At 70.1% G+C, this 22051-nt stretch carries 17 protein-coding genes and 2 pseudogenes; 14 read left to right on the forward strand and 5 right to left on the reverse strand.

All coding sequences use genetic code 11. The annotated features are described in order from the left end of the window. Positions 1 to 61 precede the first annotated feature (61 nt). The 7 genes from ACIRA5_RS31805 to ACIRA5_RS31835 all read left to right on the forward strand — a co-directional run bounded on the left by ACIRA5_RS31805 (position 62) and on the right by ACIRA5_RS31835 (position 10273). The gene (locus ACIRA5_RS31805) at positions 62 to 1240 is read left to right on the forward strand and encodes an ROK family protein (RefSeq protein ID WP_403696487.1); all 1179 of its coding nucleotides are present in this window, start codon (positions 62 to 64) and stop codon (positions 1238 to 1240) included. A gap of 122 nt (positions 1241 to 1362) precedes the next feature. Next, positions 1363 to 2676: an ABC transporter substrate-binding protein gene (locus ACIRA5_RS31810; protein ID WP_403696489.1), complete on the forward strand. Its 1314-nt coding sequence runs from the start codon at positions 1363 to 1365 to the stop codon at positions 2674 to 2676. Positions 2677 to 2702: 26 nt separating this feature from the next. Beyond that, a complete protein-coding gene (locus ACIRA5_RS31815) occupies positions 2703 to 3641 on the forward strand; it encodes a carbohydrate ABC transporter permease (protein ID WP_403696491.1) in 939 nt (312 codons plus the stop codon). After that, positions 3638 to 4564, forward strand: a complete 927-nt coding sequence (locus ACIRA5_RS31820; RefSeq protein ID WP_101407006.1) for a carbohydrate ABC transporter permease — start codon at positions 3638 to 3640, stop codon at positions 4562 to 4564. Before ACIRA5_RS31815 ends, ACIRA5_RS31820 begins: the two co-directional genes overlap by 4 nt. Before the next feature lie 36 nt (positions 4565 to 4600). Then, entirely contained in the window at positions 4601 to 6418 is a 1818-nt protein-coding gene (locus ACIRA5_RS31825) for an alpha-galactosidase D (RefSeq protein WP_403696494.1), read from the forward strand. Positions 6419 to 6608: 190 nt separating this feature from the next. Further along, positions 6609 to 9026 (forward strand): glycosyl hydrolase family 95 catalytic domain-containing protein, encoded by a 2418-nt coding sequence (locus ACIRA5_RS31830; RefSeq protein WP_403696496.1) that lies wholly within the window; start codon positions 6609 to 6611, stop codon positions 9024 to 9026. Further along, a complete protein-coding gene (locus ACIRA5_RS31835; RefSeq protein ID WP_403696499.1) occupies positions 9023 to 10273 on the forward strand; it encodes an SGNH/GDSL hydrolase family protein in 1251 nt (416 codons plus the stop codon). The genes ACIRA5_RS31830 and ACIRA5_RS31835 overlap by 4 nt, the downstream gene beginning before the upstream one ends. 22 nt (positions 10274 to 10295) lie before the next feature. On the opposite strand, the pseudogene ACIRA5_RS31840 reads toward ACIRA5_RS31835, so the two are convergent. Next, positions 10296 to 10463: pseudogene (locus ACIRA5_RS31840) on the reverse strand (coagulation factor 5/8 type domain-containing protein); the annotation flags it as partial. 101 nt (positions 10464 to 10564) lie between these two features. On the opposite strand from ACIRA5_RS31840, the gene ACIRA5_RS31845 reads away from it, so the two are divergent. Then, positions 10565 to 11437 (forward strand): universal stress protein, encoded by an 873-nt coding sequence (locus tag ACIRA5_RS31845; RefSeq protein WP_403696501.1) that lies wholly within the window; start codon positions 10565 to 10567, stop codon positions 11435 to 11437. A 73-nt stretch (positions 11438 to 11510) separates the two neighbouring features. Beyond that, positions 11511 to 11669, forward strand: a complete 159-nt coding sequence (locus ACIRA5_RS31850; RefSeq protein ID WP_403696503.1) for a hypothetical protein — start codon at positions 11511 to 11513, stop codon at positions 11667 to 11669. 91 nt (positions 11670 to 11760) lie between these two features. Here the strand turns inward: ACIRA5_RS31850 and ACIRA5_RS31855 are convergent, their stop codons facing one another. Further along, entirely contained in the window at positions 11761 to 12114 is a 354-nt protein-coding gene (locus tag ACIRA5_RS31855) for a hypothetical protein (protein ID WP_403696505.1), read from the reverse strand. A 107-nt stretch (positions 12115 to 12221) separates the two neighbouring features. Between ACIRA5_RS31855 and ACIRA5_RS31860 the strand changes: the two genes are divergently transcribed. Beyond that, on the forward strand, positions 12222 to 12890 hold the full coding sequence (locus tag ACIRA5_RS31860; protein ID WP_403696508.1) for an NUDIX domain-containing protein: 669 nt from the start codon (positions 12222 to 12224) through the stop codon (positions 12888 to 12890). Between the two features lie 45 nt (positions 12891 to 12935). On the opposite strand, the gene ACIRA5_RS31865 is transcribed toward ACIRA5_RS31860, so the two are convergent. Both ACIRA5_RS31865 and ACIRA5_RS31870 read right to left on the reverse strand, forming a co-directional pair. Then, the gene (locus ACIRA5_RS31865; protein WP_403696511.1) at positions 12936 to 15479 is read right to left on the reverse strand and encodes a SpoIIE family protein phosphatase; all 2544 of its coding nucleotides are present in this window, start codon (positions 15477 to 15479) and stop codon (positions 12936 to 12938) included. A 257-nt stretch (positions 15480 to 15736) separates the two neighbouring features. Beyond that, positions 15737 to 16645 (reverse strand): LysR family transcriptional regulator ArgP, encoded by a 909-nt coding sequence (locus ACIRA5_RS31870; RefSeq protein ID WP_403696514.1) that lies wholly within the window; start codon positions 16643 to 16645, stop codon positions 15737 to 15739. A 66-nt stretch (positions 16646 to 16711) separates the two neighbouring features. Between ACIRA5_RS31870 and ACIRA5_RS31875 the strand changes: the two genes are divergently transcribed. Both ACIRA5_RS31875 and ACIRA5_RS31880 read left to right on the forward strand, forming a co-directional pair. Beyond that, entirely contained in the window at positions 16712 to 17323 is a 612-nt protein-coding gene (locus ACIRA5_RS31875) for a LysE/ArgO family amino acid transporter (RefSeq protein ID WP_403696516.1), read from the forward strand. A gap of 61 nt (positions 17324 to 17384) precedes the next feature. After that, on the forward strand, positions 17385 to 18752 hold the full coding sequence (locus tag ACIRA5_RS31880) for an MFS transporter (RefSeq protein ID WP_403696519.1): 1368 nt from the start codon (positions 17385 to 17387) through the stop codon (positions 18750 to 18752). Between the two features lie 16 nt (positions 18753 to 18768). On the opposite strand, the gene ACIRA5_RS31885 is transcribed toward ACIRA5_RS31880, so the two are convergent. Continuing rightward, the gene (locus ACIRA5_RS31885) at positions 18769 to 19674 is read right to left on the reverse strand and encodes a Gfo/Idh/MocA family protein (RefSeq protein ID WP_403696521.1); all 906 of its coding nucleotides are present in this window, start codon (positions 19672 to 19674) and stop codon (positions 18769 to 18771) included. 466 nt (positions 19675 to 20140) lie between these two features. Between ACIRA5_RS31885 and ACIRA5_RS31890 the strand changes: the two genes are divergently transcribed. Together ACIRA5_RS31890 and ACIRA5_RS31895 are read left to right on the forward strand one after the other, a co-directional pair. Continuing rightward, a complete protein-coding gene (locus tag ACIRA5_RS31890) occupies positions 20141 to 21394 on the forward strand; it encodes an RNA-guided endonuclease InsQ/TnpB family protein (protein ID WP_403696524.1) in 1254 nt (417 codons plus the stop codon). A gap of 3 nt (positions 21395 to 21397) precedes the next feature. Then, a pseudogene (locus ACIRA5_RS31895) lies at positions 21398 to 22039 on the forward strand (ABC transporter permease); the annotation flags it as partial. Positions 22040 to 22051: the final 12 nt, after the last annotated feature.

Consider the following 22051-nt stretch of genomic DNA (forward strand, 5'->3'; position numbering starts at 1 on the left):
TCCTCAAGAGAATCCTGCTTCTTTCATTGACAGCAGAAAATAAGGGCCTTAGGTTCCGGCCATGCGCTCGACCTCTCCCACCGAGGCGTTCCCGGCCCATACGCCGGCCGCTTCCCAGATCTTCACCACCGTGCTGTCCCACGGCCCGCTCACGCGGTCGGAGATAGCGGGGCGGACCCAGCTGTCGGCAGCGGCGGTCACCAAGGCGGTCCGGCCGCTGATCGAGGCCGGCTATCTAGTGGAGGACAACGCGGAGGACGCGCGGCAGCCCGTCCTCGGGCGGCCCGCCAACCCGGTGCGGGTCGACGGCGGGAGGGCCCTGTTCCTGGGGATCAAGGTGACGGGCGACGAGCTCATCGCCGTACTCACCGACCTGTGCTGCCGCATCCGGGTCGCCCGGCGCGTTCCGCTCACCTCCCGCGAGCCCAAGGCGGTACTGACCTCCGTCGCGGGACTCGTACAGGAACTGCTGACGGAGGCGGACGGCTTCGGGGTGCAGGTCCGCGGGCTCGGCATCGCCGTCTCGGGTGACGTGGACCGGGCGGCCGGGGTGGTGCGCTACTCGCCGTTCCTGGAGTGGCGCGACGTTCCCCTCGCCGAACTGGCCGCGACCACGACCGGACTGCCGGTCACCCTCGACAACGACGTTCGGGCGCTGACGGTGGCCGAGCAGTGGTTCGGGGCCGGGGTGGGGCTGTCCGACTTCGCGCTGGTGACCGTCGGCGCGGGCATCGGCTGCGGCCTGGTGGTGCACGGACAGGTGGTGGCGGGAGCGCACGGCGTGGCCGGTGAGATCGGGCACGTGGCGATCGACCCGGCCGGTCCCCGCTGCCACTGCGGCAACCGGGGCTGCGTCGAGGCGATCGCCTCGGACCCCGCGATCGTCGGCCGGATCCGGGAGGTCACCGGCGCGCGTGTCGCCGACGCCACCGCGGCCCTGGCCCTCGCCCACGACGGCGACCCCGGCGCCCGGGAGGTGTACGCCCGGGCGGGAGCGGCGATCGGCCGGGGCATCGCGACCGTGGCCAACCTCCTCGGCCCCGAGCGCGTGATCATCTCCGGCGAAGGCCTGGCCGCCTACGACCTGTTCGCCGAGCAGATCCGTGACGCGTTCGCCGCGGCCGCGTTCGGTTCGGCCGCGGACTGCGACGTACAGACCAGGCCGCTGCCCTTCGAGGAGTGGGCACGTGGCGCGGCGGCCACCGCCATCCAGTCCTTCACCACCTCGGACGCGCGCTGAGGAGCACGACGCCCTGAGGGGCGAGCACGCGCCGACGAGCGCACCACGCACCGACCAGCACGTACTGAACCACAGCCACGCACTGAAGATCAGACATGTACGGACACGCGTGAGGAGCAACAATGACGCAGCAGAGCCGCAATCCCCTGGCTGCGCGTGAACCGGGCCGCCGCGGAGTCGTCGGCGGACTGTTCGGACTCGGCGCCGCCGCACTGGCCGCGCCCGTTCTGACCGCTTGCGGCGGGGGAGCGGGGGCCGACCCGAAGACGGTCACCTTCGGATCCAACGGCGCCGACGCCACCCCCAAGAAGGCCTACGCCTCCGTCACCGACGCGTTCGCCAAGGACAGCGGTCTGACGGTGAAGACGAACACCGTCGACCACGACACCTTCCAGAAGAGCATCTCCACCTATCTGCAGGGCACCCCCGACGACGTCTTCACCTGGTTCGCCGGCTACCGCATGCAGTACTTCGCCAAGAAGAAGCTCTGCAGCCCCCTCGACGACGTGTGGGACACGATAGGCGCCGACTTCAGCGAGGCCACCAAGCAGCTCTCCCGCGGCGAGGACGGCAAGTACTACTTCGTGCCGCTGTACAACTACCCGTGGGCCGTCTTCTACCGCAAGAGCCTCTTCAAGGAGCGCGGCTACCAAGTCCCGCAGAAGTGGAGCGAGTTCATCGCGCTCACGAAGCGGATGAAGAAGGACGGGCTCTCCCCGATCGCCTCCGGATACGGCGGCGGCGACAGTTGGAGCATCCTCGGCGCCTTCGACTACGTGAACCTGCGGACCAACGGTTACGACTTCCACATGTCCCTGATGCGCGGCAAGGTTCCCTGGACCGACAAGCGCGCCCTCGCCACCCTCGACCACTGGCGCGAACTCGCCCCCTACTACCAGCAGGGTGCCGCCGGCCGTTCCTGGCAGGACGCCGCCCAGTCGCTGCTCGACAAGAAGTCCGGGATGGCCGTCATCGGCCTCTTCCTCGGACAGCAGATCACCGACGAGAAGATACGCGCCGACATCGACTTCTTCCCCTTCCCCGAGATCGACGCCGCGCATGGTCAGGACGCCGTCGAGGCACCCACCGACGGCTTCATGCTCAGCCGCCGGCCCAAGAACGAGGCCGGTGCCAAGAAGTTCCTGGAGTTCCTCGGCGGCGCCCACGCCGAGGAGCTGTACATGGGCGTCGACCCGAGCAACCTCGCCGTCAACGACAAGGCGAGCACCGGCTCGTACAACGCGCTCCAGAAGAAGTCCGCCGAGCTCATCGCCTCCGCCAAGCACATCAGCCAGTTCGCGGACCGCGACAGCGACCCCGGCTTCATCTCCACCGTCGTACTCCCCGGCCTGACGCAGTGGCTCGGCCACCCCGACGACGGCTCGGGAACGCTGACGAAGATCGAGTCCCAGCGCTCGCGCTTCTTCACGGCCTGACCAGGACCGGAAAGGTCTCACGCACCGTGTCCTCCGCGCCCACCACGCCCCCCGCCCCGCGCGGCGCCCGCCCGCGCCGCCTCGGCACCGGCGACCGGATCTTCCTCACCGTCATCATCGGCATCCCGCTGGCGGCCCTGCTCTTCTTCGTCTGGCTGCCCGCACTGGCCTCCCTGGGGCTGTCCTTCACCACCTGGGACGGCATCGACCTGGCCGACATCCACTGGATCGGCCTGAACAACTACAAGGAGATCTTCACCAACTACCCGCCGTTCTGGCCCGCGGTGCGGCACAACGTGATCTGGCTGCTGTTCACGGCCCTGCTGCCGACCCCGTTCGGCATCTTCCTCGCCTACCAGCTCGACCGGAAGATCCGCTTCACGAGGGTGTACCAGACCGCCATCTTCCTGCCGATGGTGCTCTCCCTCGCCGTCGTCGGGTTCATCTGGGAGATCATCTACAACCCCGACACCGGGCTCCTCAACGGCATCCTGAGCGCCGCCGGTTCCAGCCACCACATCGACTGGCTGGGCAACCCCGACCTCAACCTGTGGGCCGTCCTGGTCGCCTCCAGCTGGCGGCACACCGGATACATCATGATCCTCTACCTGGCCGGGCTGAAGGGCTTCGACCCGGCACTCAAGGAGGCCGCCGCGCTCGACGGCGCCAACGGACGCCAGACCTTCCTGCGGGTGGTCTTCCCGGCCCTGAAACCGGTCAACGTCATCATCCTGGTCATCACGGTCATGGAGTCCCTGCGGTCCTTCGACGTCGTCTACGTCCTCGGCGGCGGCGTCGGAAGCAAGCCGGGCATGGAACTCCTGTCCCTCCTCATCACCGACAACATCATCGGCGAGTCCAGTCACATCGGCTACGGGTCCGCCCTCGCGGTCGTCCTGCTCGTGGTCTCCCTTGCCGCCATCGGGACCTTCCTCGTCCAGAACTTCCGCAAGGAGGACCAGTGACCACGACCGTGCCGCGCCCGGCCTCCCGACCGCGGACCCGGCGCGCGCAGCAGACGCCGAAGACCCCCTCCGGGCCGCGGCGCCAGACCGGCCGCCATCTGATGCTGGGCGGCATCGCCCTGCTGTGGCTCGTCCCGCTGCTGTGGGCCATGTACACCTCGCTGCGGCCCTACTCGGACACCGCGAAGCACGGCTATCTCTCCTGGCCCCACAGCATCGGCCTCGGCAACTTCAGCGACGCCTGGAGCCAGTCCGGGATGCCGCACTTCTTCTGGAACTCCGTCCTCATCACGGTGCCGTCCGTCCTGTGCACCCTGCTGTTCTCGGCCGCGGTCGCCTTCTTCGTCTCCCGGTTCGACTTCCGCTGGAACATCGTCCTGCTGATGCTGTTCACCGCGGGCAACCTGCTCCCGGCGCAGGTCCTCATCACCCCCCTGTACCGCCTCTACCTCCTCATCCCGCTGCCGCAGTGGATGAGCGACTCCCTCCTCCTCTACAACTCGGCCTGGGGCATCATCGCGATCCACATCGCCTACCAGTCGGGGTTTTGCACCTTCGTCCTCAGCAACTACATGAAGACGATCCCGAAGGAGATCTCCGAGGCGGCGCTCGTGGACGGCGCCCCCGTCTGGCGCCAGTTCTTCCAGATCATCCTGCCGCTGTGCCGCCCCGCGTTCGCGGCCCTCGCGACCCTCGAATCGATCTGGATCTACAACGACTTCTTCTGGCCGCTCGCACTGATCGAGAGCGGCGACAAGCGCCCGATCACCTCCGCCCTGGCCAACCTCCAGGGCGCGTACTTCACCAATCCCAACCTCATCGCGGCCGGTGCCCTGATGACGGCGATCCCCACTCTCCTGGTGTACTTCGCGCTCCAGCGCCAGTTCATCAGCGGGCTCACCATCGGCTCGGGCAAGGGCTGAGCCGCCCCAACCCTGACCCCACAGGAGGCACGACCCATGCGGTCATCCTCGTATTCCGTCCTGCCCGCACGCACCCTGAGAGCCGTGGTGGTGTTCGCCCTCACGGCAGGACTCGCGACGACCGTCCCCGCCGCACAGGCCAAGACCCCGGTGCCGCGCGAGACCACCGCCACCACTCCCGTCGCCGCCAAGCCGTACATGGGATGGTCGAGTTGGAGCATGCAGTCGTCGAAGTACCCGGGCCTCAACCCGGACGGCGACTACAGCTACCTCACCGAGGCGAACGTCCTGAAGCAGACGGACGCCCTCGCCGCCAAGCTGAAGAACTACGGCTACGACCATGTCAACATCGACGCCGGCTGGTGGATGGACAAGACCTGGAAGACGGGCTTCGACCGGTACGGCCGCCAGACGCCCGACCCGGTCCGCTTCCCCCACGGCATGAAGTCGGTCGCCGACCACATCCACTCCAAGGGCCTCAAGGCCGGCATCTACCTGCCCGTCGGCCTGGAGAAGGGCGCGTACGGCGACGGCGGTACGCCGATCTGGAACACCCCCGGCTGCACCACCGCCGACATCGTCTACCCGGACCTGCGCACCACCAACGGCTGGGACAACGCCTACAAGATCGACTTCGGCAAGCCCTGCGCGCAGAAGTACATCGACTCGCAGGCGCAGCAGTTCGCCGACTGGGGCTACGACTTCCTCAAGCTGGACGGCGTGGGCCCGGGCTCCTTCAAGTCCGGTGACAACTACGACAACGTGCCCGACGTCGCCGCCTGGCAGAAGGCCATCGCCACCGCCGGGCGCCCGATCCACCTCGAACTCTCCTGGTCGCTGGACATCGGCCACGCCGCCGACTGGAAGAAGTACTCCAACGGCTGGCGCATCGACACCGACGTCGAGTGCTACTGCAACAGCCTCGTCACCTGGGAGAACTCGGTCAACGACCGGTGGGACGACGCCCCCGCGTGGAGCCGCAAGGCGGGCCCGGGCGGCTGGAACGACCTGGACGCCATCGACGTCGGCAACGGCGAGATGGACGGCCTCACCAAGGCCGAGCGGCAGAGCTACATGACCCTGTGGGCCATCAACAAGTCGCCGCTGTTCACCGGTGACGACCTCACCAAGCTGGACAGCTACGGGGTCTCCCTGCTGACCAACAAGGAAGTCATCGCCGTCGACCAGAACGACTCGCCCGTGGCGCGTCCGGTCACCCCTGTCGGCGACCAGCAGGTCTGGGGCACCAAGAACGCCGACGGCAGCTACACCGTCGCCCTGTTCAACCTCGCCGACTCGCCGGCCTCCGTCACCGCCCAGTGGGCCTCGCTCGGGTTCACCGGAAACGCCTCCGTGCGCGACCTGTGGAACAAGGCGAACCTCGGGACCTACAAGAACAAGATCACCGAGGCGCTGCCCGCCCACGGCTCGCGGCTGTTCACCGTCAAGCCCGGCGGCGGCACGCCGGCCACCACGAGCTACGAGGCCGAGTCCGACGCCAACACCCTGTCGGGCAACGCCTCGGTCGCCGGCTGCGACGCCTGCTCCGGCGGCAAGAAGGTCGGCAACCTCTACACCGGCGGCACGCTGCGGTTCAACAACGTCACGGTGAAGAAGGACGGCATCTACACCGTCCAGGTCGCCTACGTCAGCGGCGACGCCCGCTCGGTGACCGTCTTCTCCAACAGCGGCAACGGCACCAGCGAGAAGTTCCCCTCCACGGGCGACTGGAGCACGGCTGAGACGGTCAGCGTCCAACTGGCGCTGAAGGCGGGCTCCAACACGATCACCTTCGACAGCGGCAGCGGTTACGCCCCCGACATCGACAGGATCGTCGTCCCGCAGTCGGTCTGAGTTCCGTAGTCGGTCTGAGTTCCGCACTCGGTTCTCAGTTCAGCGGCCGGTTCTCAGTCCAGCAGTCCGTCCGACCAGCTTCCCGCGGGGCCCGGTGACGCGACCCGGGCCCCGCGGGGACCTGCAGCACGCCGACGGTCCGCAGCCGTCGTTCCCGCATGAGCAGCTCCCGGATATGGAGTGCAACACCGTGGACGTTCAGCACACCGCATCACGCGACAACACCCCCAGCCGCAGAGGCTTCCTCGCCCTCGCCGCCGCAGCCGGCGCGGCCACCGCACTCGGTGGTCTGCCCGCCTTCACCGCCTCGGCGGCCCCCCTGCGCCCCACCGCGTCGCCCATGCTCTCCGCGGCCGACGCCGCGAAGAACCAGCTGTGGTGGTCGGCTCCCGGCTCCGCCAAGTCGATGATCGAGCAGGGGCTGCCGGTCGGGAACGGGCGCCTCGGCGCGCTCGCGAGCAACGACCCCTCCGGCGAACTCCTGATGATCACCGACGCCACCCTGTGGACCGGAGGCCTCAACGACAAGCTGCAGAGCGACGGTCAGTTCCCGTACGGCCGGGACGACTTCGGCTCCCTGACGATGCTGGCCGAACTCACCGTCGCCCTCCCCGACCACGACCTGGGCAACGTCAACAACTACCGGCGCACCCTCGACCTGGCCCAGGGCCTGATCAGCACCTCGTACGACATCTCCGGCGTCACCTACCGGCGGCAGATCTTCGCCAGCCGCCCCGACGACGCCATCGTCCTCTACTTCTCCCAGCAGGGCGGCGGCTCCTACACCGGTACTGTCTCCCTCGCGGGCACCCACGGCGAGTCCACCACCGCCAACAGCGCGGGCCGCTACGCGTCGTTCGGCGCCTCCTTGGCCAACGGCCTGAAGTACGGCGCCGCCGTCATCGCGTACAGCGGCACGGGCCGAGTCCGCGTCGACGGTGCGTCGATCGCGTTCAGCGGCTGCAAGGATCTCACCGTCGTCGTCAGCGGTGGTACCAACTACGCGCCCGACGCGGCGGCGAAGTTCCGCGATCCGTCCCTGGCCCCGGAGCGCCTCGCCAGGACCAAGGTCCTGAGCGCGGCCGGTCACTCGGCGAGCACCCTGCTGCACACCCATGTCGCCGACTTCCGGGCCGTGTTCGGACAGCTGGACATCGACCTCGGTACGTCCTCCGCGGCGCAGCGCGAACTGGACACCTGGGATCGGCTGCAGGCCCGCCACCGGGACGACGTCCCCGACCCGGAACTCGAGGCGGCCTACCTGCAGTTCGGCCGTTACCTGATGATCTCCGGATCCCGGGGCAGCCTGCCGATGGGCCTCCAGGGCCCCTGGCTGGACGGCAACGACCCGGACTGGATGGGCGACTACCACACCGACATCAACGTCCAGATGAACTACTGGATGGCCGACCGGGCGGGCCTGTCCGACTGCTTCGACGCCTTCACCGACTACTGCCTCGCGCAGCTGCCCGACTGGTCGGACGTCACCCGGCGGCTGTTCAACGACTCCACCAACCGGTACCGCAACTCCAGCGGAAAGATCGCCGGCTGGACCGTGGCGATCTCCACCAACCCCTATGGCGGGGGCGGCTGGTGGTGGCACCCGGCAGGCAACGCCTGGATCTGCCAGAGCCTGTTCGAGCACTACGAGTACACGCAGGACCGCGCCTACCTCAAGAAGATCTACCCTCTCCTCAAGGGCGCCGTGCAGTTCTGGGAGGCCCGCCTCATCACCACGACCGTCACCGACACGTCGGGGGACGAGCGGGAGGTGCTCATCGCCGACAGCGACTGGTCGCCCGAACAGGGTCCGCTCGACGCCAAGGGCATCACGTACGCCCAGGAACTGGTGTGGAACCTCTTCGGCAACTACCGCACCGCGACCCAGGAACTCGCCAGGGACGCCGCCTACCGCAAGACCATCGACGGTCTGCGGGCGCGTCTCTACCTGCCCGTGGTCAGCCCCAAGACCGGTTGGCTCGAGGAGTGGATGTCGCCCGACAACCTCGGCGAGACCACCCACCGGCACCTCTCCCCGCTCATCGGCCTCTTCCCCGGCGACCGGATCCGTCCGGACGACTCCACGCCGAAGGACATCCTCGCCGGCGCGACGGCCCTCCTCACCGCTCGTGGCATGAACAGCTACGGCTGGTCCAATGCCTGGCGCAGCCTGTGCTGGGCCCGGCTGAAGAACGCGGAGAACGCCTACCGGCTCGTCGTCAACAACCTGAAGCCGTCGGTGAGCGGTGGCAACGGCACGGCGCCGAACCTCTTCGACATCATGGACATGGGGGAAGGCCGCGGCATCTTCCAGATCGACGCGAACTTCGGCACCTCCTGCGCGATCATCGAGATGCTGGTCTACTCGCGGCCCGGACACATCGAGCTGCTGCCCGCCCTGCCCGCCGCCTGGGCGGCATCCGGCTCGGTGTCCGGCGTGGGCGTCCGCGGCGGGTTCGTCGCCGACCTCAGCTGGAAGAATGGCAAGGTGACCCGGGCCACGCTGAAGAGCGTCGGGGGCCGCGAGACGACCGTCGTCTCGGGCGGCGCCTCGCGCAAGGTCAGTCTCAAGCCCGGTGAGTCCGTCACCCTGAGGGGTCTCCGGTGAGCGGCGCCCGGTTCCGACGCCGCGCCGTGGGCGTCGTATCGGCGCTGCTCCTCGCGGTCTGCGGACCACTGACCGCCTCGGCGGCGGCGCAGCCGGGGGCCTCGTCGGGCGCGCCGGTGACGCCCGCCGCCGAGGCGCGGGCGAAGCACTCCGTGGTCACCTGGGGCGCCGGCGCCGACCGGCAGGGGGCGGGACCGGCCGACCGCAGCTACCGACTGATCGTGCGCACCAGCGTCGGCGGCACGAACATGCGGATCCGGCTGTCCAACGCCTTCGGCGAGCACCCGGTGACCTTCGCGAGCGCGTACGCCGGGCTGCGGAAACAAGGCGCGGAACTGGTCCACGGCTCCAACCGGCGGCTGTCCTTCGGCGGGGCCGCGTCCGTCACCGTCCCGGCCGGCGAGACCGTGCTCAGCGATCCGCTGCCCGGAACACTGGCCGCCCAGAGCGACCTGGTCATCAGCCTGTATGTGACCGGCGCCCAGGGACCGACGACCGGCCACGGCATGGCCATGCAGACCAACTACGCGACCGCGGGCGACCACGCGGCCGATGAAGGCGCGGCCAACTGGACCGATCCGATGGGCTCCTGGTACTGGCTGGACGCCGTCGACGTGCAGACGTCCGCCGCGGTCGGCTCGGTGGTGACCCTCGGCGACTCCATCACCGACGGATGGGCCTCGACCACCGACCAGAACCGCCGCTGGCCCGACTATCTGTCCCGGCGGCTCCAGGCCGCGTCCGGGCTCACCGTGAAGGGAGTGGCGAACGAGGGGATCTCGGGCAACAAGGTGCTCGCGGACGGCGCCGGGCAGGCCGCCCTGAACAGACTCCAGCGTGACGTCCTCTCCCAGCCCGGGGTCCGCACGGTCTTCCTCTTCGAAGGCATCAACGACATCAAGGCCCATACCGGTGTCACGGTGGACGACATGATCGCCGGCTATCGGCAGATCATCGACCGGGCGCACGCGGCAGGCACATGTGTCGTCGGCGCGACCGTCATGCCGTTCAAGGGCTGGTACGAGTACGACGCCGCCTCCGAGGCCGTGCGCCAGGGCGTCAACGACTGGATCAGGAACAGCGGCGCGCTCGACGCCGTGACGGATTTCGACAGGATCACGCGCAATCCCTACGATCCGCAGCTGATCCTGCCGTTCTTCGACGGCGGCGATCACCTGCACCCCAACGACAAGGGGATGCAGGCGATGGCCGACGCGGTGGACCTCGGGAGCCTGACGTCCTGCTGACCTCGGGCTCCGCGCGGGGCGGTCAGGGGTACGAGACCACGGCGGACGGCACCGTCGAGGCGCCCGACGTGGGTGCGCCGGTCTCGTTGACGACGTGCTCGTACCGACCCTGGCCGCCCAGCGAGACGACCAGCAGGTCCTTCCACTTCACGTCCGGCGTGTGCGGCGCGGCGAAGCCGTTGTGCCGCACGGGCCCTGCGCCACCCGGCGGTGTCGGTGACCGACACTGGAGCGGTCAGCAGGATCGAGGGACCGGCAGCGCGGGCGAGCCGGCGACAGAGAGGCAGGCGCATGACCGACAGGATCACCGTGGGAGTGGACGGATCCCCGGAGAGCCGGGCCGCGCTGGCCTGGGCGGGCAGGGAAGCCGTCCGCCGCGGGCTGCCCCTGCGCGCGGTGTACGCCTGGCAGTGGTCCCACCACGAACTCCTCGGCGGCGCGGACCGGGACGAGCAGGCGCGCTGGGCGCGGGACATGGTCGAGGACGCGGCCCGCACCGTCACCGACCGGCACCCGGACCTGCCGGTGACGACCGAGGTACTGGACGGCGGCGCCGTCGACTCGCTGCTGGCCGAGGCCGCGGTGGCTGGGACGCTGGTCCTCGGATCCCGCGGACACGGCACGATCGTCGGCTTCCTGCTCGGTTCCGTCGCCCAGCAGGTGATCGCCGAGGCCCCGTGCCCGGTCGTCCTGGTGCGGGCCGGTGACCGCGCCGCGTCCGAAGCGGGCGGCCGGGAGATCGTCGTGGGCCAGCAGGGCGGTCCGGACGACAGCGCGGCCGGCCTTCGGTTCGCCTTCGAGACCGCGGCGGCGCGTGGTGCCGGGGTGCGCGCCGTACGGGCGTGGAGCCTGCCGCCGGTGTTCGCCTACAGTCCCGGCTCGCTGAAGCTGCTGGACGAGGCCGGGGGCCTGGAGCCGTACGAGAAGAAGGCGCTCGCCGAGGCGCTCCAGCCGTGGCGGGAGCGCTTCCCCGAAGTGCCCGTCACCCAGCACGTAGAGATGGGCAGCGCCGGGCAGGTCCTGCTGGCGCTGGCCGACCGGGCCCAGCTGATGGTCGTCGGTCGCCGCGCACACCACTCGGCGGTAGGGGCACGGATCGGTTCGGTGACCCACGCGGTGATGCACCACGCGCCCTGCCCGGTGGCGGTGGTTCCGCACTCCTGAGCCGGGGGTACGGGCTGACCCCGCGCCGGCACGGGCCGGGCCTGGGCGATTCGTTCCGGTACCGGAACCGTCCATGGCGCCTGAAGCCGCGATCCCCGTGTGCCGGGAGGCAGTTGTGGCCGTGCCCGTCGTCGATGTGGCCCATGCGGGCGGCGTGAGGAGGACGACCGTGTCGCGGGTGCTGAACACCCGTGGCGAGGTCGACCGGGTGCGCGTGGAGCAGAAGAGCTGACCGGCGCGCGGGCGTGGCGCACCGAGGAACGTCCGGGCTCCGAAGCCCTCGCGCCGGTCTCACTCCCGGATCGGGAAAGTCCTGACAGGTCCTAGGTGTTGTCGGCCCTCGACATGCGCAGGGCGAGGTCTTGGAGCAGGTCGGCCGTCTTGACGTCGGTACGTCCGGAGTCGTGGAGGTCGGCGAGTTCGGAGAAGAGGAACGCGAAGGCGCCCACGAGCGAGATGGTGGCGGGGAGGTAGGCGTCCGCGACGGCCTGCCCGGCCTCCGCGGGACCGGCGTCCCCTGGCACCTCCACCCTGGGGAACACCTCCGTGACGAGCGCGCCCAGTTGGGTCTCGGCCGAGTCGACCTCGGCGTCCTCGTCCTGGGCGATCCTGCGCACCATCGCGTTGGTCTCGGTGAGCACGCCGATGGCGCGCAGGATGATCTCCGTCTGTTCCATGCCGTGAGCCTAGACGGGCGAAGCCCCGCTGTGGCCTCGATGATCGGGCCGGGATGGTAGACAGTGGTCATGAACCACTTCTCCCGCCCCCGCCCGGTCCGCACACGATGACCGCAGGCATCGACACCCCGGACCGCCGGGGCCGTACCGGACTTGACCGCGTCGGCCGCGATCTGACCGGCAACCCCCGGGTCAAGGTCCGCGAAGTAACGCTCCTGTCCAGCCACTGGTATGTGGAGCGCACCACCACCTTCGACTTCCAGCACGCCGACGGCACCTGGAGCACCCAGGAACGCGAGACGCACGACCGCGGCAACGGAGCCACCCTCCTGCTGTACGACGCCGAGCGCGAAACCGTGCTGCTGACCAGGCAGTTCCGCTACCCCGTGTACACCAACGGGCACCCCGACGGCATGCTGGTCGAGACCCCGGGCGGCCTGCTCGACGAGGACGACGAGCATCCCGAAGTCGCCGTACGGCGCGAGGTCATCGAGGAGACCGGGCACACCGTCGGCGATGTGCAGCACGTCTTCGACGTCTACATGAGCCCGGGCTCGGTCACCGAGCGGGTCAGCTTCTACGCCGCCACCTACGGCCCGTCCACCCGCACCCACGAAGGCGGCGGCCTCGACGAGGAGGGCGAGGACATCGAGATCGTCGAACTGCCCTTCCGCACCGCACTGGCCATGATCCGCTCCGGGGAGATCGCCGACGCCAAGACGATCATGCTGTTGCAATGGGCGGCTCTGGAAGGACCGTTCAAGGCCTTGCCTTGAACCGCGCTTTCAGGTTCCACGCAAACCGTCGCCGAGCTCGGCGCGTCAGTGGCGGAGCTCGCGCGTGGAGCGGCGGGTGGTGAGCAGGAGTGCGATGTCGTCGGGGCGCTCGGTGGCCTGCCGGGCCTCCTCGGTCAGCAGGTCCGCGGTGCCGGACAGGGAGGAGGCGCCGGGCCGGGCATGCGGGGTGCCCGCGCGGGACAGCGTCGCGCGGATCTTCTCGATCCCGTCGTCGATGTCGGCCCCGGGGCGCTCGACCAGACCGTCCGTGTAGAGGGCCAGCACGGCGTCGGGTTCCAGCATCAGGTCCGTCACCGGGTAGCGGGCCCGCGGAGCCACGCCGAGCACCACACCACCAGGCAGGTCGAGGAGCTCGGTGCGGCCGTCGGGGTGGCGCAGCAGGGGCTGCGGGTGACCGGCGCGGGCGGCCCGGGCGACGCCGGTCACCGGGTCCAGCCGGACGTAGCAGCAACTGGCGAACTGGCCCGGGTCGAGGTCGATGAGCAGCCGGTTGGTATGGCTCATCACCTCGTCCGGAGGGTGGTCGCTGAGCGCGAACGCCCGGACCGCGCTGCGTAGTTGGCCCATGGTGGCCGCCGCCTGGACGCCATGGCCCTGGACGTCGCCGATGACCAGGGCCAGCGCGTCACCGGCCTCCACTACGTCGTACCAGTCGCCGCCCACGTCCATCCCCTTGGTGCCGGAAAGATAGCGCCCGGCCGTCTCCACCTGCGGATGCGACGAGAGCCGGTGCGGGAGCAGCGCCTCCTGGAGGCCACGGGCGAGGGCGGCCTCGGAGTCGTAGCGCCGCGCTCTCTCCAGGGCCTGCGCGATGAGTCCGGTGAGCGCCGTCAGCACGGAACGTTCCTCCGTGCTGAAGTCGCGCGGACGGTCGAAGCCGAGGATGCAGGAGCCGACCGGCCGCCCCGAGGCGATCAGCGGCAGGAAGGCCCGGGCGCCCTCCTTCGCGTCCAGCGGGATGCCGGGGTAGGCGGCGGCCAGCTGGGGCATCGACTCGAAGAACAGCGGGCGGCCGGTGGTGAGCGTCTCCACTCCGGGCAGCTTGGCGTCCAGACCCACCCCGTCGAACGGCGCGAGGAACCCCTGCGGGAAGCCGGTCTCCCAGGCCAGGTACAGACGCCGGTCCTGCAACAGGTAGATGGCCAGGCGCCGTCCGCCGAACGCGGGCAGCAGCTCCCGCATCACGGTCTCGGACACCTGCCGGGCCGTCACGGCCTCGGTCAGGGCCATGGCCAGGACGACGGGCCGGTACAGCGCCGTCGTGGTGGTGCCGGTCGCGGGCTCGGCGATGCCGGACCCGTTCGCCACGGGCCGGCCGTGGAGCGGTGCGGCCTCGGGGGCCTCCGTGGTGTCCGCGACCCGCCCCATCGGGATCAGCTTGCAGGTCAGACTGCCGGGGCCGGGATACACGGACATCGTCAGCCAGGTGTCGCCGTGGGCCGCCGCGGCCGTCCGGCGGCCCACGCTCGGGCGGGCGACCTGGAAGTGCACCGGCTCCGGTGACAGCAGCGCGCCGCGCAGATGATCCTCGTAGGACGGCTGGTTCAGCCAGGGTACGGCCTGCCACAGCGGTCGCCCCAGCAGTTCCGGCCGAGGCCGGCCGAGGAGCTCGGCGGCGCGCGGATTGACGTAGGTGATCAGCCCGAGCCGGTCCAGTGCGAACACGCCCTCGGGGAGCAGGTCCGCGGCACCGTCCGCTGCCGAGCCCGGGCCCGGATCGACCACCGCTCCGCCGACCGCGTACGGCGGCACGAGCGCGTTGCCCGAGGTCCACAACTCCAGCAGCCGCAGCCCGCCGTTGACCGTGTGCACGGGCAGCGGGTGGGCCGGGGGATGCCCCGCCGCGGTCTCGTGCAGCGCGGCCAGCAGCACATGCGGATCGTCGAGGGCCAGTGTGTGGGTGAGTTCCTGTGGCGTCCCGGGAAAGGCACCGGCGCCGGTGCCGAGCAGGGCCCACAGGGCGTCGTCCCCGGTGACCTCGTCCGTGACCGGGTCCCAGGTGAACCGCCCGACATAGCGACGCGGCAGACGCTCGGCGGGCGGCCGTACGCACATCGGCTCCTCGTCCCAGACGACCTCGGCACCGTCCTTCTCCAGGACCGACAGAGCCGTCCCCAGGCTCTCCGCCACCGCCGTCATCCGGTCACGGTCCGGCAGTACGTCGGTGGCGTCCGAGGCCGAGGGACGCAGCACCGTCAGGACCCCGAAGGACGAGGAGGCGTTCACGACGGGGACGTACAGCGAACCGAACTGGAACGGCAGCCCCGCCGCGAGCTGCGGATAGCGGCGCATCGTCTCGGTGGCGTCGGTGAGCAGCACCTCCGTGCCCGTCCGATGGGAGTCGGCGGCCGGGAACGGCCGGTCCAGGGGCATGCGCCACCAGGGACGGAACAACTGTCCCGGCAACCCGGCCAGCACGGCCAGCCGCAGCAGTTCGGGGGAGCTGGAGCGCAGGTAGACACCCCCCGCGAAGCCACGGGCCGCCCGGATCGCGTCCGCAACGGACCCGCTGAGCAGGGCGCCCAGGCTCTTCAGCGCCTGGTCCTCACGCTCGGCGCTCCCAGTCATCGGTCTGCCCTCGTCCGCCCGCCGTCAGGGGGATTCCACAGCAAGAATGCGCCTTACGGGTACCCACCCGCACCTCGACGCCTCAGCCGTGATGGTCGCTTGGAGTTGCACTCGGCCGCATCCGGCCGTGTGCGGCCGTACTCAGCTTCGCCCAGCGCGAAGATACCGCGCCCGCGCCCTGTCCAGGAGCCCCGCGTAGATGTTGGTTCACAGCGCCTTCGGGCCTCGGCGTCCGCGCATCCCGGCCCTTTCGGTGCTCAGCGTCTCAAGGTCTCCGCGGCGACGGCCGCCACGGCCTCGGCCACCGCCGCGAGGGCAGGGAAGTCGAGTTTCCACTGCTGCCAGAAGAGCGGTACGTCGACGGTCCGGTCCGGCGCGAGGCGGACCAGTCGCCCGGTCCGCAACAGCGGCTCGGCCTGCACCTCGGGCACCATGCCCCAGCCCAGTCCGGCGACGACGGCGTCCACGAACCCCTCAGAGGTGGGCATGAAGTGCCGCAGTGCGCTCGCTCCGGGACCGCCCCCAAGGCCCCGGACGAACTCGTCCTGGAGATCGTCGTTCCGGTCGAAGGCCACTACCGGGGCGTCGGCGATCAGCTCGTCCGGCGACGCGTCCGTTCCCGCGCCGAGCCACCGCCCGGCGAAATCCGGCCCGGCCACCGCGAGGTAGCGCATGCGGCCCAGGGTGCGCACGGAACAGCCCGCCACCGGGTCCGGCCACGAGGTCACCGCCGCCATCACCACCCCCTCGCGCAGCAGGGCGGCCGTGTGGTCCTCGTCCTCACGGCGCAGTTCGAAACCGAGCCGCAGCTCGCCCGGTACGCGGGTGAGCGCGGGCAGGAACCAGGTCGCCAGCGAGTCGGCGTTCACCGCGATCGACAGCCGCGTCGGCTCCCCGGCCTCGCTCATGCCGAGCTCGGTACGGGCGTCGTGCTCCAGCCGGGCCAGCCGGCGCGCGAACCGCACGACGACCTCGCCGGACTCGGTCGGACGCACCGGCTTCGTCCGCATCAGCAGGACGCGGCCGGTGCGCTGTTCGAGTGCCTTGACGCGCTGGCTGACCGCCGAGGGCGTCACATGCAGGGCGGCGGCCGCCGCGTCGAAAGTGCCCTCGTCGACCACCGCGAGCAAGGTGCGTACCTGGTCGAGCGGGAGATCCGTCATCACGGCTGCTAATGATACGTAAGAATCTTTAGCTGTACTCTTGACGGCCGCGTTCCTAGCGTTTCTGGCATGAACAACGCCCTGACCGCCGCGGCCGCCGGGTTCGGCACCGGCCTTACCCTCATCGTCGCCATCGGCGCCCAGAACGCCTTCGTGCTGCGCCAGGGGATCCGCCGCGAAGCGGTCCTGGCGGTGGTGGGCATCTGCGCGGTGTCCGACGCGCTGCTCATCGCGCTGGGCGTCGGCGGGGTCGGCGCGGTGGTCGTGGCCCGGCCCGAGGCGCTCACGGTGGTCGGACTGATCGGCGGCGGATTCCTCCTCTGCTACGGAATCCTGGCCGCGCGGCGGGTGCTGCGGCCCTCGGCACTGGAGGCTGCGGCCGGTGCGGCGGGCTCCCGGCGGCAGACCCTCCTCGCCTGTCTGGCGATGACCTGGCTCAACCCGCACGTCTATCTCGACACCGTGTTCCTGCTCGGCTCCCTCGCGGCCGACCGCGGGCCGCTGCGCTGGACCTTCGGCCTCGGGGCCGCCCTGGCCAGCCTGTGCTGGTTCGCCGCGCTGGGCTTCGGCGCCCGGCTCCTCGGCCGCTTCCTCGCCCGGCCGTCGTCCTGGCGGGTCCTGGACGGTGTGGTCGCCGCGACGATGATCACCATGGGCACCCTGCTGATCGCCGACGCCTGAGACGGCGTACGCGATAGTGAACCCTGACAACGGAAAGATGTATCGAGCAGCCAGGACGGTCGTGGACACGAGCAGGAGCAGTACGGACGGGGCGGACGGCGAGACGCACAGCGGGACCGACGGTGGGACGGACGGCGGGGCCGGGAGCGGTTCGGCGGCCGGATCCGCCGGACACGACGAGGCGGCGGGAGCGGACCGCACGGGCTGGCGTCGCTGGGCGATGGACACCCGCCCGCTGCGCCGCCCGGCTTACCGCAGGCTCTGGTCTTCCACCATCGTCACGGCGGTGGGCAGCCAGCTCACCGCCGTAGCCGTGCCCAAGCAGATCTACGACATCACCGGCTCCTCGGCCTGGGTCGGCTACGCGAGCCTGGCCGGACTGCTGCCGCTCGTGGTCTTCGCCCTGTGGGGCGGCGCGGTCGCCGACAGCATGGACCGGCGCAAGCTGCTCCTCATCACCAACACCGGCATAGCCGTCACCTCGGTGCTGTTCTGGATACAAGCCGTCGTCGGACTCGATTCGGTGCTCGTCCTCATGGCGCTGCTCGCTCTCCAGCAAGCCTTCTTCGGACTGAACTCCCCGGCCCGCAACGCCTCCATCGCCCGGCTCGTCCCCGAGGACGAACTGCCCGCGGCGAACGCGCTCGGATCGACCGTCATGCAGACGGGCCTGGTGGCGGGACCACTGCTCGCGGGTGCCCTGATCCCCGTCATCGGCCTGGGCGAGCTCTATCTGATCGACGCCCTGGCACTGTGCGTCACCGTGTGGGCCGTGATGCGGCTGCCCGCGCTGCCGCCCCTGACGGGCTCCTCGGCCAAACGGGCGGGCTGGCGCGAGGTCGCCGCCGGCTTCCGCTACATCGCGCTGCACAAGGTGCTGCTTCTGTCCTTCCTCGCCGACATCATCGCCATGGTCCTCGGCATGCCCCGGGCCCTGTTCCCACAGCTGGCCGCCGAAACCTACGCGCCCTACGGGGAAGGGCTCGCGCTCGGCCTGCTGTTCGCGGCGATCCCGATCGGCGCGGTGATCGGCGGACTGATGTCGGGCACGTTTTCCCGGGCCCGTCGGCACGGGCTCATGGTGATCGCCGCGGTGATGGCCTGGGGAGCGGCGATCACCGGCTTCGGCCTGAGCACCAGCCTCTGGGTGGCCGTCGCGTTCCTCGCCGCCGCCGGGGTCGCCGACATGGTCTCCATGGTCTTCCGCGGCGCGATCCTGCTCTCGGCCGCCACGGACGAGATGCGAGGCCGGATGCAGGGCGTGTTCACCGTGGTGGTCGCGGGCGGCCCGCGGCTGGCCGACGTCCTGCACGGAACGGCCGGCTCCGTCCTGGGCGCCCGCGCCGCCGTCGCGGGCGGCGGACTGCTGGTGGTCGTCGCCATGGCGATCCTGGCCGTCGCGGCGCCGGCGCTGCGACGCTACTCGTGACCTTCCGTGCCGGGCGTCAGCTCTTTGAGGCCTGCGCCATCAGGGTCTGGAGGTGCAGTCCCCGGTGGACGTCGAGCTCGCCGGACACCCCGGTGCGTACGGCCGTGGCGAACTCCCGGCGCAGCACCGACCAGGTTTCCTCGTGGTCGAGTTCGGCGGCGTCGTACACCAGCGGAGCCTGCGGACCGAAGAGTTCGATACGCGTGGTGCCGTGCTCGACGTGGACCGCTCCGGACAGTGAGGCCTGACTTACGACACCATTGGCGTGCTCGCAGGTCAGCTCGATCCAGCGGCGGGGGTCACCGGTGCCGCGGACCCGGACGATCGGTCCGACGGCGGCGTCCAGGAGATCCAGAAGATGGGGACCCAGGTCGAGCAGGGCGCCGTGTTCGAGCCGCCAGGTGGTGGCGAACTCGCCGCCCAGGAACGCCCCGTGCAGGAGACACGAACGGGCCCCGGTGATCTCCAGCTCCCGCGCTCTGTTCAGGAACTCCCGGGTGGCCGGGTGGTAGCGGTTGGTCAGAACGAGCTGGGAGACGACCCCGGCCTCGTCGACGGCGTCGGCGAGGCGCCGCGCCGACGCCAGATCCACACCGAGCGGTTTCTCCAGAAGCAGTGCCTTGCCCGCCTTCGCGGCCAGCGGAGCGAGTTCCGCCTGCACCGCGGGCGGAACGGCGAACGCGACCGCCTCGCAGCCGTCGAGCAGCTCCTCGAAACGTGTGACCGCCGCGGCCCCGTGGGGCTCGGCCGTCTCCCGGGCCGCCTCGGCGCGGCGCGCCCACACCACGGTCAGCCGTGTCTCGGGCCCGGCGGCGAGCACGCGCGCGTGCACGGCGCGCGCCCAGGGCCCGGCACCGACCAGTCCGACCTTCACCGGGGGATGGGGCCACGGCAGCGCGGCATCGGTCTCGATCGCGGTCACGGAGGTCTCCTTCTCCTGGCGCCCGGAGTGGGCTGGGGAAACTCCATCACGGAGGGGCCGGGCACTCCGCCAGGGGGTGCGGTGATGGACCGCGGAGCGGTGTGGCGGGGACGTGGGGGCCGCCGCCGTCGCGAGGATGGCGATCGTCGACACCGCCGTCAATCCACGGGCCTCGGTGAGCGGCGCAGCCCCGGGAAGAACGGCGAACTGCCCACGCTGGAGGACGTCTTCCGCGACAACGCCGGCAGCGGCCTCGACGAACAGTCAGGAGACTTCAGCCTGTTCTTGCGAGGAACCCCAGGACTTCAGCCCTGTGAGGAATCGCATCCTCGTGGTCGCGGCGCGGAGCGGTCGGGTGCCTTCGGCGGAGCGAGGGATGCTGCCGTACGGTGGCGGGTTCACCTGATCAGGTGATCAGGGGCGAACGTGCGAAAGGCGGTCGTACGTATGTGTACGTTGAGTGATCGTGAAGCTGACGGTGCAGGTGAAGCTGTTGCCGACGCCGGTGCAGGCGGCGGCACTCGAGGCGACCCTGCGTGCGTGCAACGAGGCCGCCAACTGGGCGAGCGAGGTCGCCTTCCGGAAAGACGTGAAGCGGAACTTCGCGTTGCGCGAGCACACCTACGCCGAGATCAAGGCCCAGTGGGGGCTGGGCGCGCAGGCCGCCCAGCACGTGATCAAGAAGGTGTGCGACGCGTACGCCACTTTGAAGGCGAACCTGAAGGCCGGGAATATGGGCAGGCCGAGCTCGAAACGGTACCGGCGGGCCACGCAGAAGCCGGTCACGTTCCGCCCGGAGGCGGCGCAGCCGTACGACGACCGGATGCTGTCCTGGCAGATCGCCCAGCGCCGGGTCTCGATCTGGACGGTTGCGGGGCGGGTCAAGGACGTGGCGTTCACCGCGAGCCCCGAGCAACTGGCCGCCCTGACCCTGCACCGCAAGGGCGAGTCCGATCTGGTGTGCCGGGACGGCATGTGGTTCCTGAACGCCACCTGCGAGGTCCCCGAGGCCGAGCCGAACGCCGAACCGCATGACTTCCTCGGTATCGACCTGGGCATCGTCAACATCGCCACCACGTCCGACGGCGAGATCATGGCCGGACGGGAACTCAACCGCATGCGCGCCCGGGAGCGCACGCTGCGCGCTAAGCTCCAGAAGAAAAACACGCCGTCCGCCAAACGCCGCCTGAAGAAACGGCGGCGCAAGGAGGCGCGGCGCGCCAGGGACATCAATCATAAGATCGCGAAACGTGTGGTGGCCGAGGCTGAACGCACCGGTCGCGGGATTGCCCTCGAAGAACTGACGGGCATCCGCGAGCGGGTACGGCTTCGCAAGCCCCAACGGGCCACCCACTCCAGCTGGGCCTTCGCCCAGCTGGGAGCGTTCATCAGATACAAGGCCCGCCGGGCAGGGGTGCCGGTGGTGTACGTCGATCCGGCGTACACCTCCCGCACGTGCGCCGAGTGCGGGCACATCGACAGGGCGAACCGGGTCTCCCGGGCCTGGTTCGCATGCCGGAACTGCGGATTCGTTGATCACGCAGACCGGAACAGCTCCCGCAACATCCGCGCCAGAGCACAGGAGTTGTGGCGATGCGGGGCCCTGTCAACGGCCCCTGTCCCACTCCTGAAACCCAGGGGTGGGACTGGTCGCAAACGCCATGTCACCGCCAGTGACGCCCGTTGTGCAAGCCTGGGCCTTCAGTCCCGGTGTAGTTGACCGATGTCCGAAGCACCCGCCGCGCAGCGTCCCGTGTCGGCTGAGCGCATCCACCCGGCCGGCCTCGACCTGCTCGTCGTCCCACCACGGGCCCGTACCGGCTGGCGGGTGCTGCCCGCCCGGGTCGGCGCGATGTGCGCGGTCGAACTGCAGAAGCTGCGCCATGACCGCACCGAGCTGTACACCAGGGCGGTCCAGCCGGCGCTCTGGCTGCTGATCTTCGGCGAGACCTTCACCCGGATCAGGGCGATACCCACCGGCGGCATCCCCTATCTCGACTATCTGGCGCCCGGCATCATCGCCCAGTCCGCGATGTTCATCGCCATCTTCTACGGCATCATGATCATCTGGGAGCGGGACGCCGGGATCCTCACCAAACTGCTCGTCACCCCGACCCCGCGCTCGGCGCTCATCACCGGCAAGGCCTTCGCCGCCGGGGTCAAGGCGCTGATCCAAGCGGTGGTGGTCGTCGTCATCGCGGCGCTGCTCGGAGTCGCGATGACCTGGAACCCGCTGCGTCTGCTGGGCGTGGCGGTGGCCGTCGTCCTGGGCTCCGCCTTCTTCTCCTGTCTCTCGATGACCATCGCGGGCATCGTGCTCACCCGGGACCGGCTGATGGGCATCGGCCAGGCGATTGCCTGCCCATAAGCTTTTTCC

It is taken from the genome of Streptomyces sp. NPDC096311, from assembly GCF_044763085.1.
GTDB lineage: Bacteria > Actinomycetota > Actinomycetes > Streptomycetales > Streptomycetaceae > Streptomyces.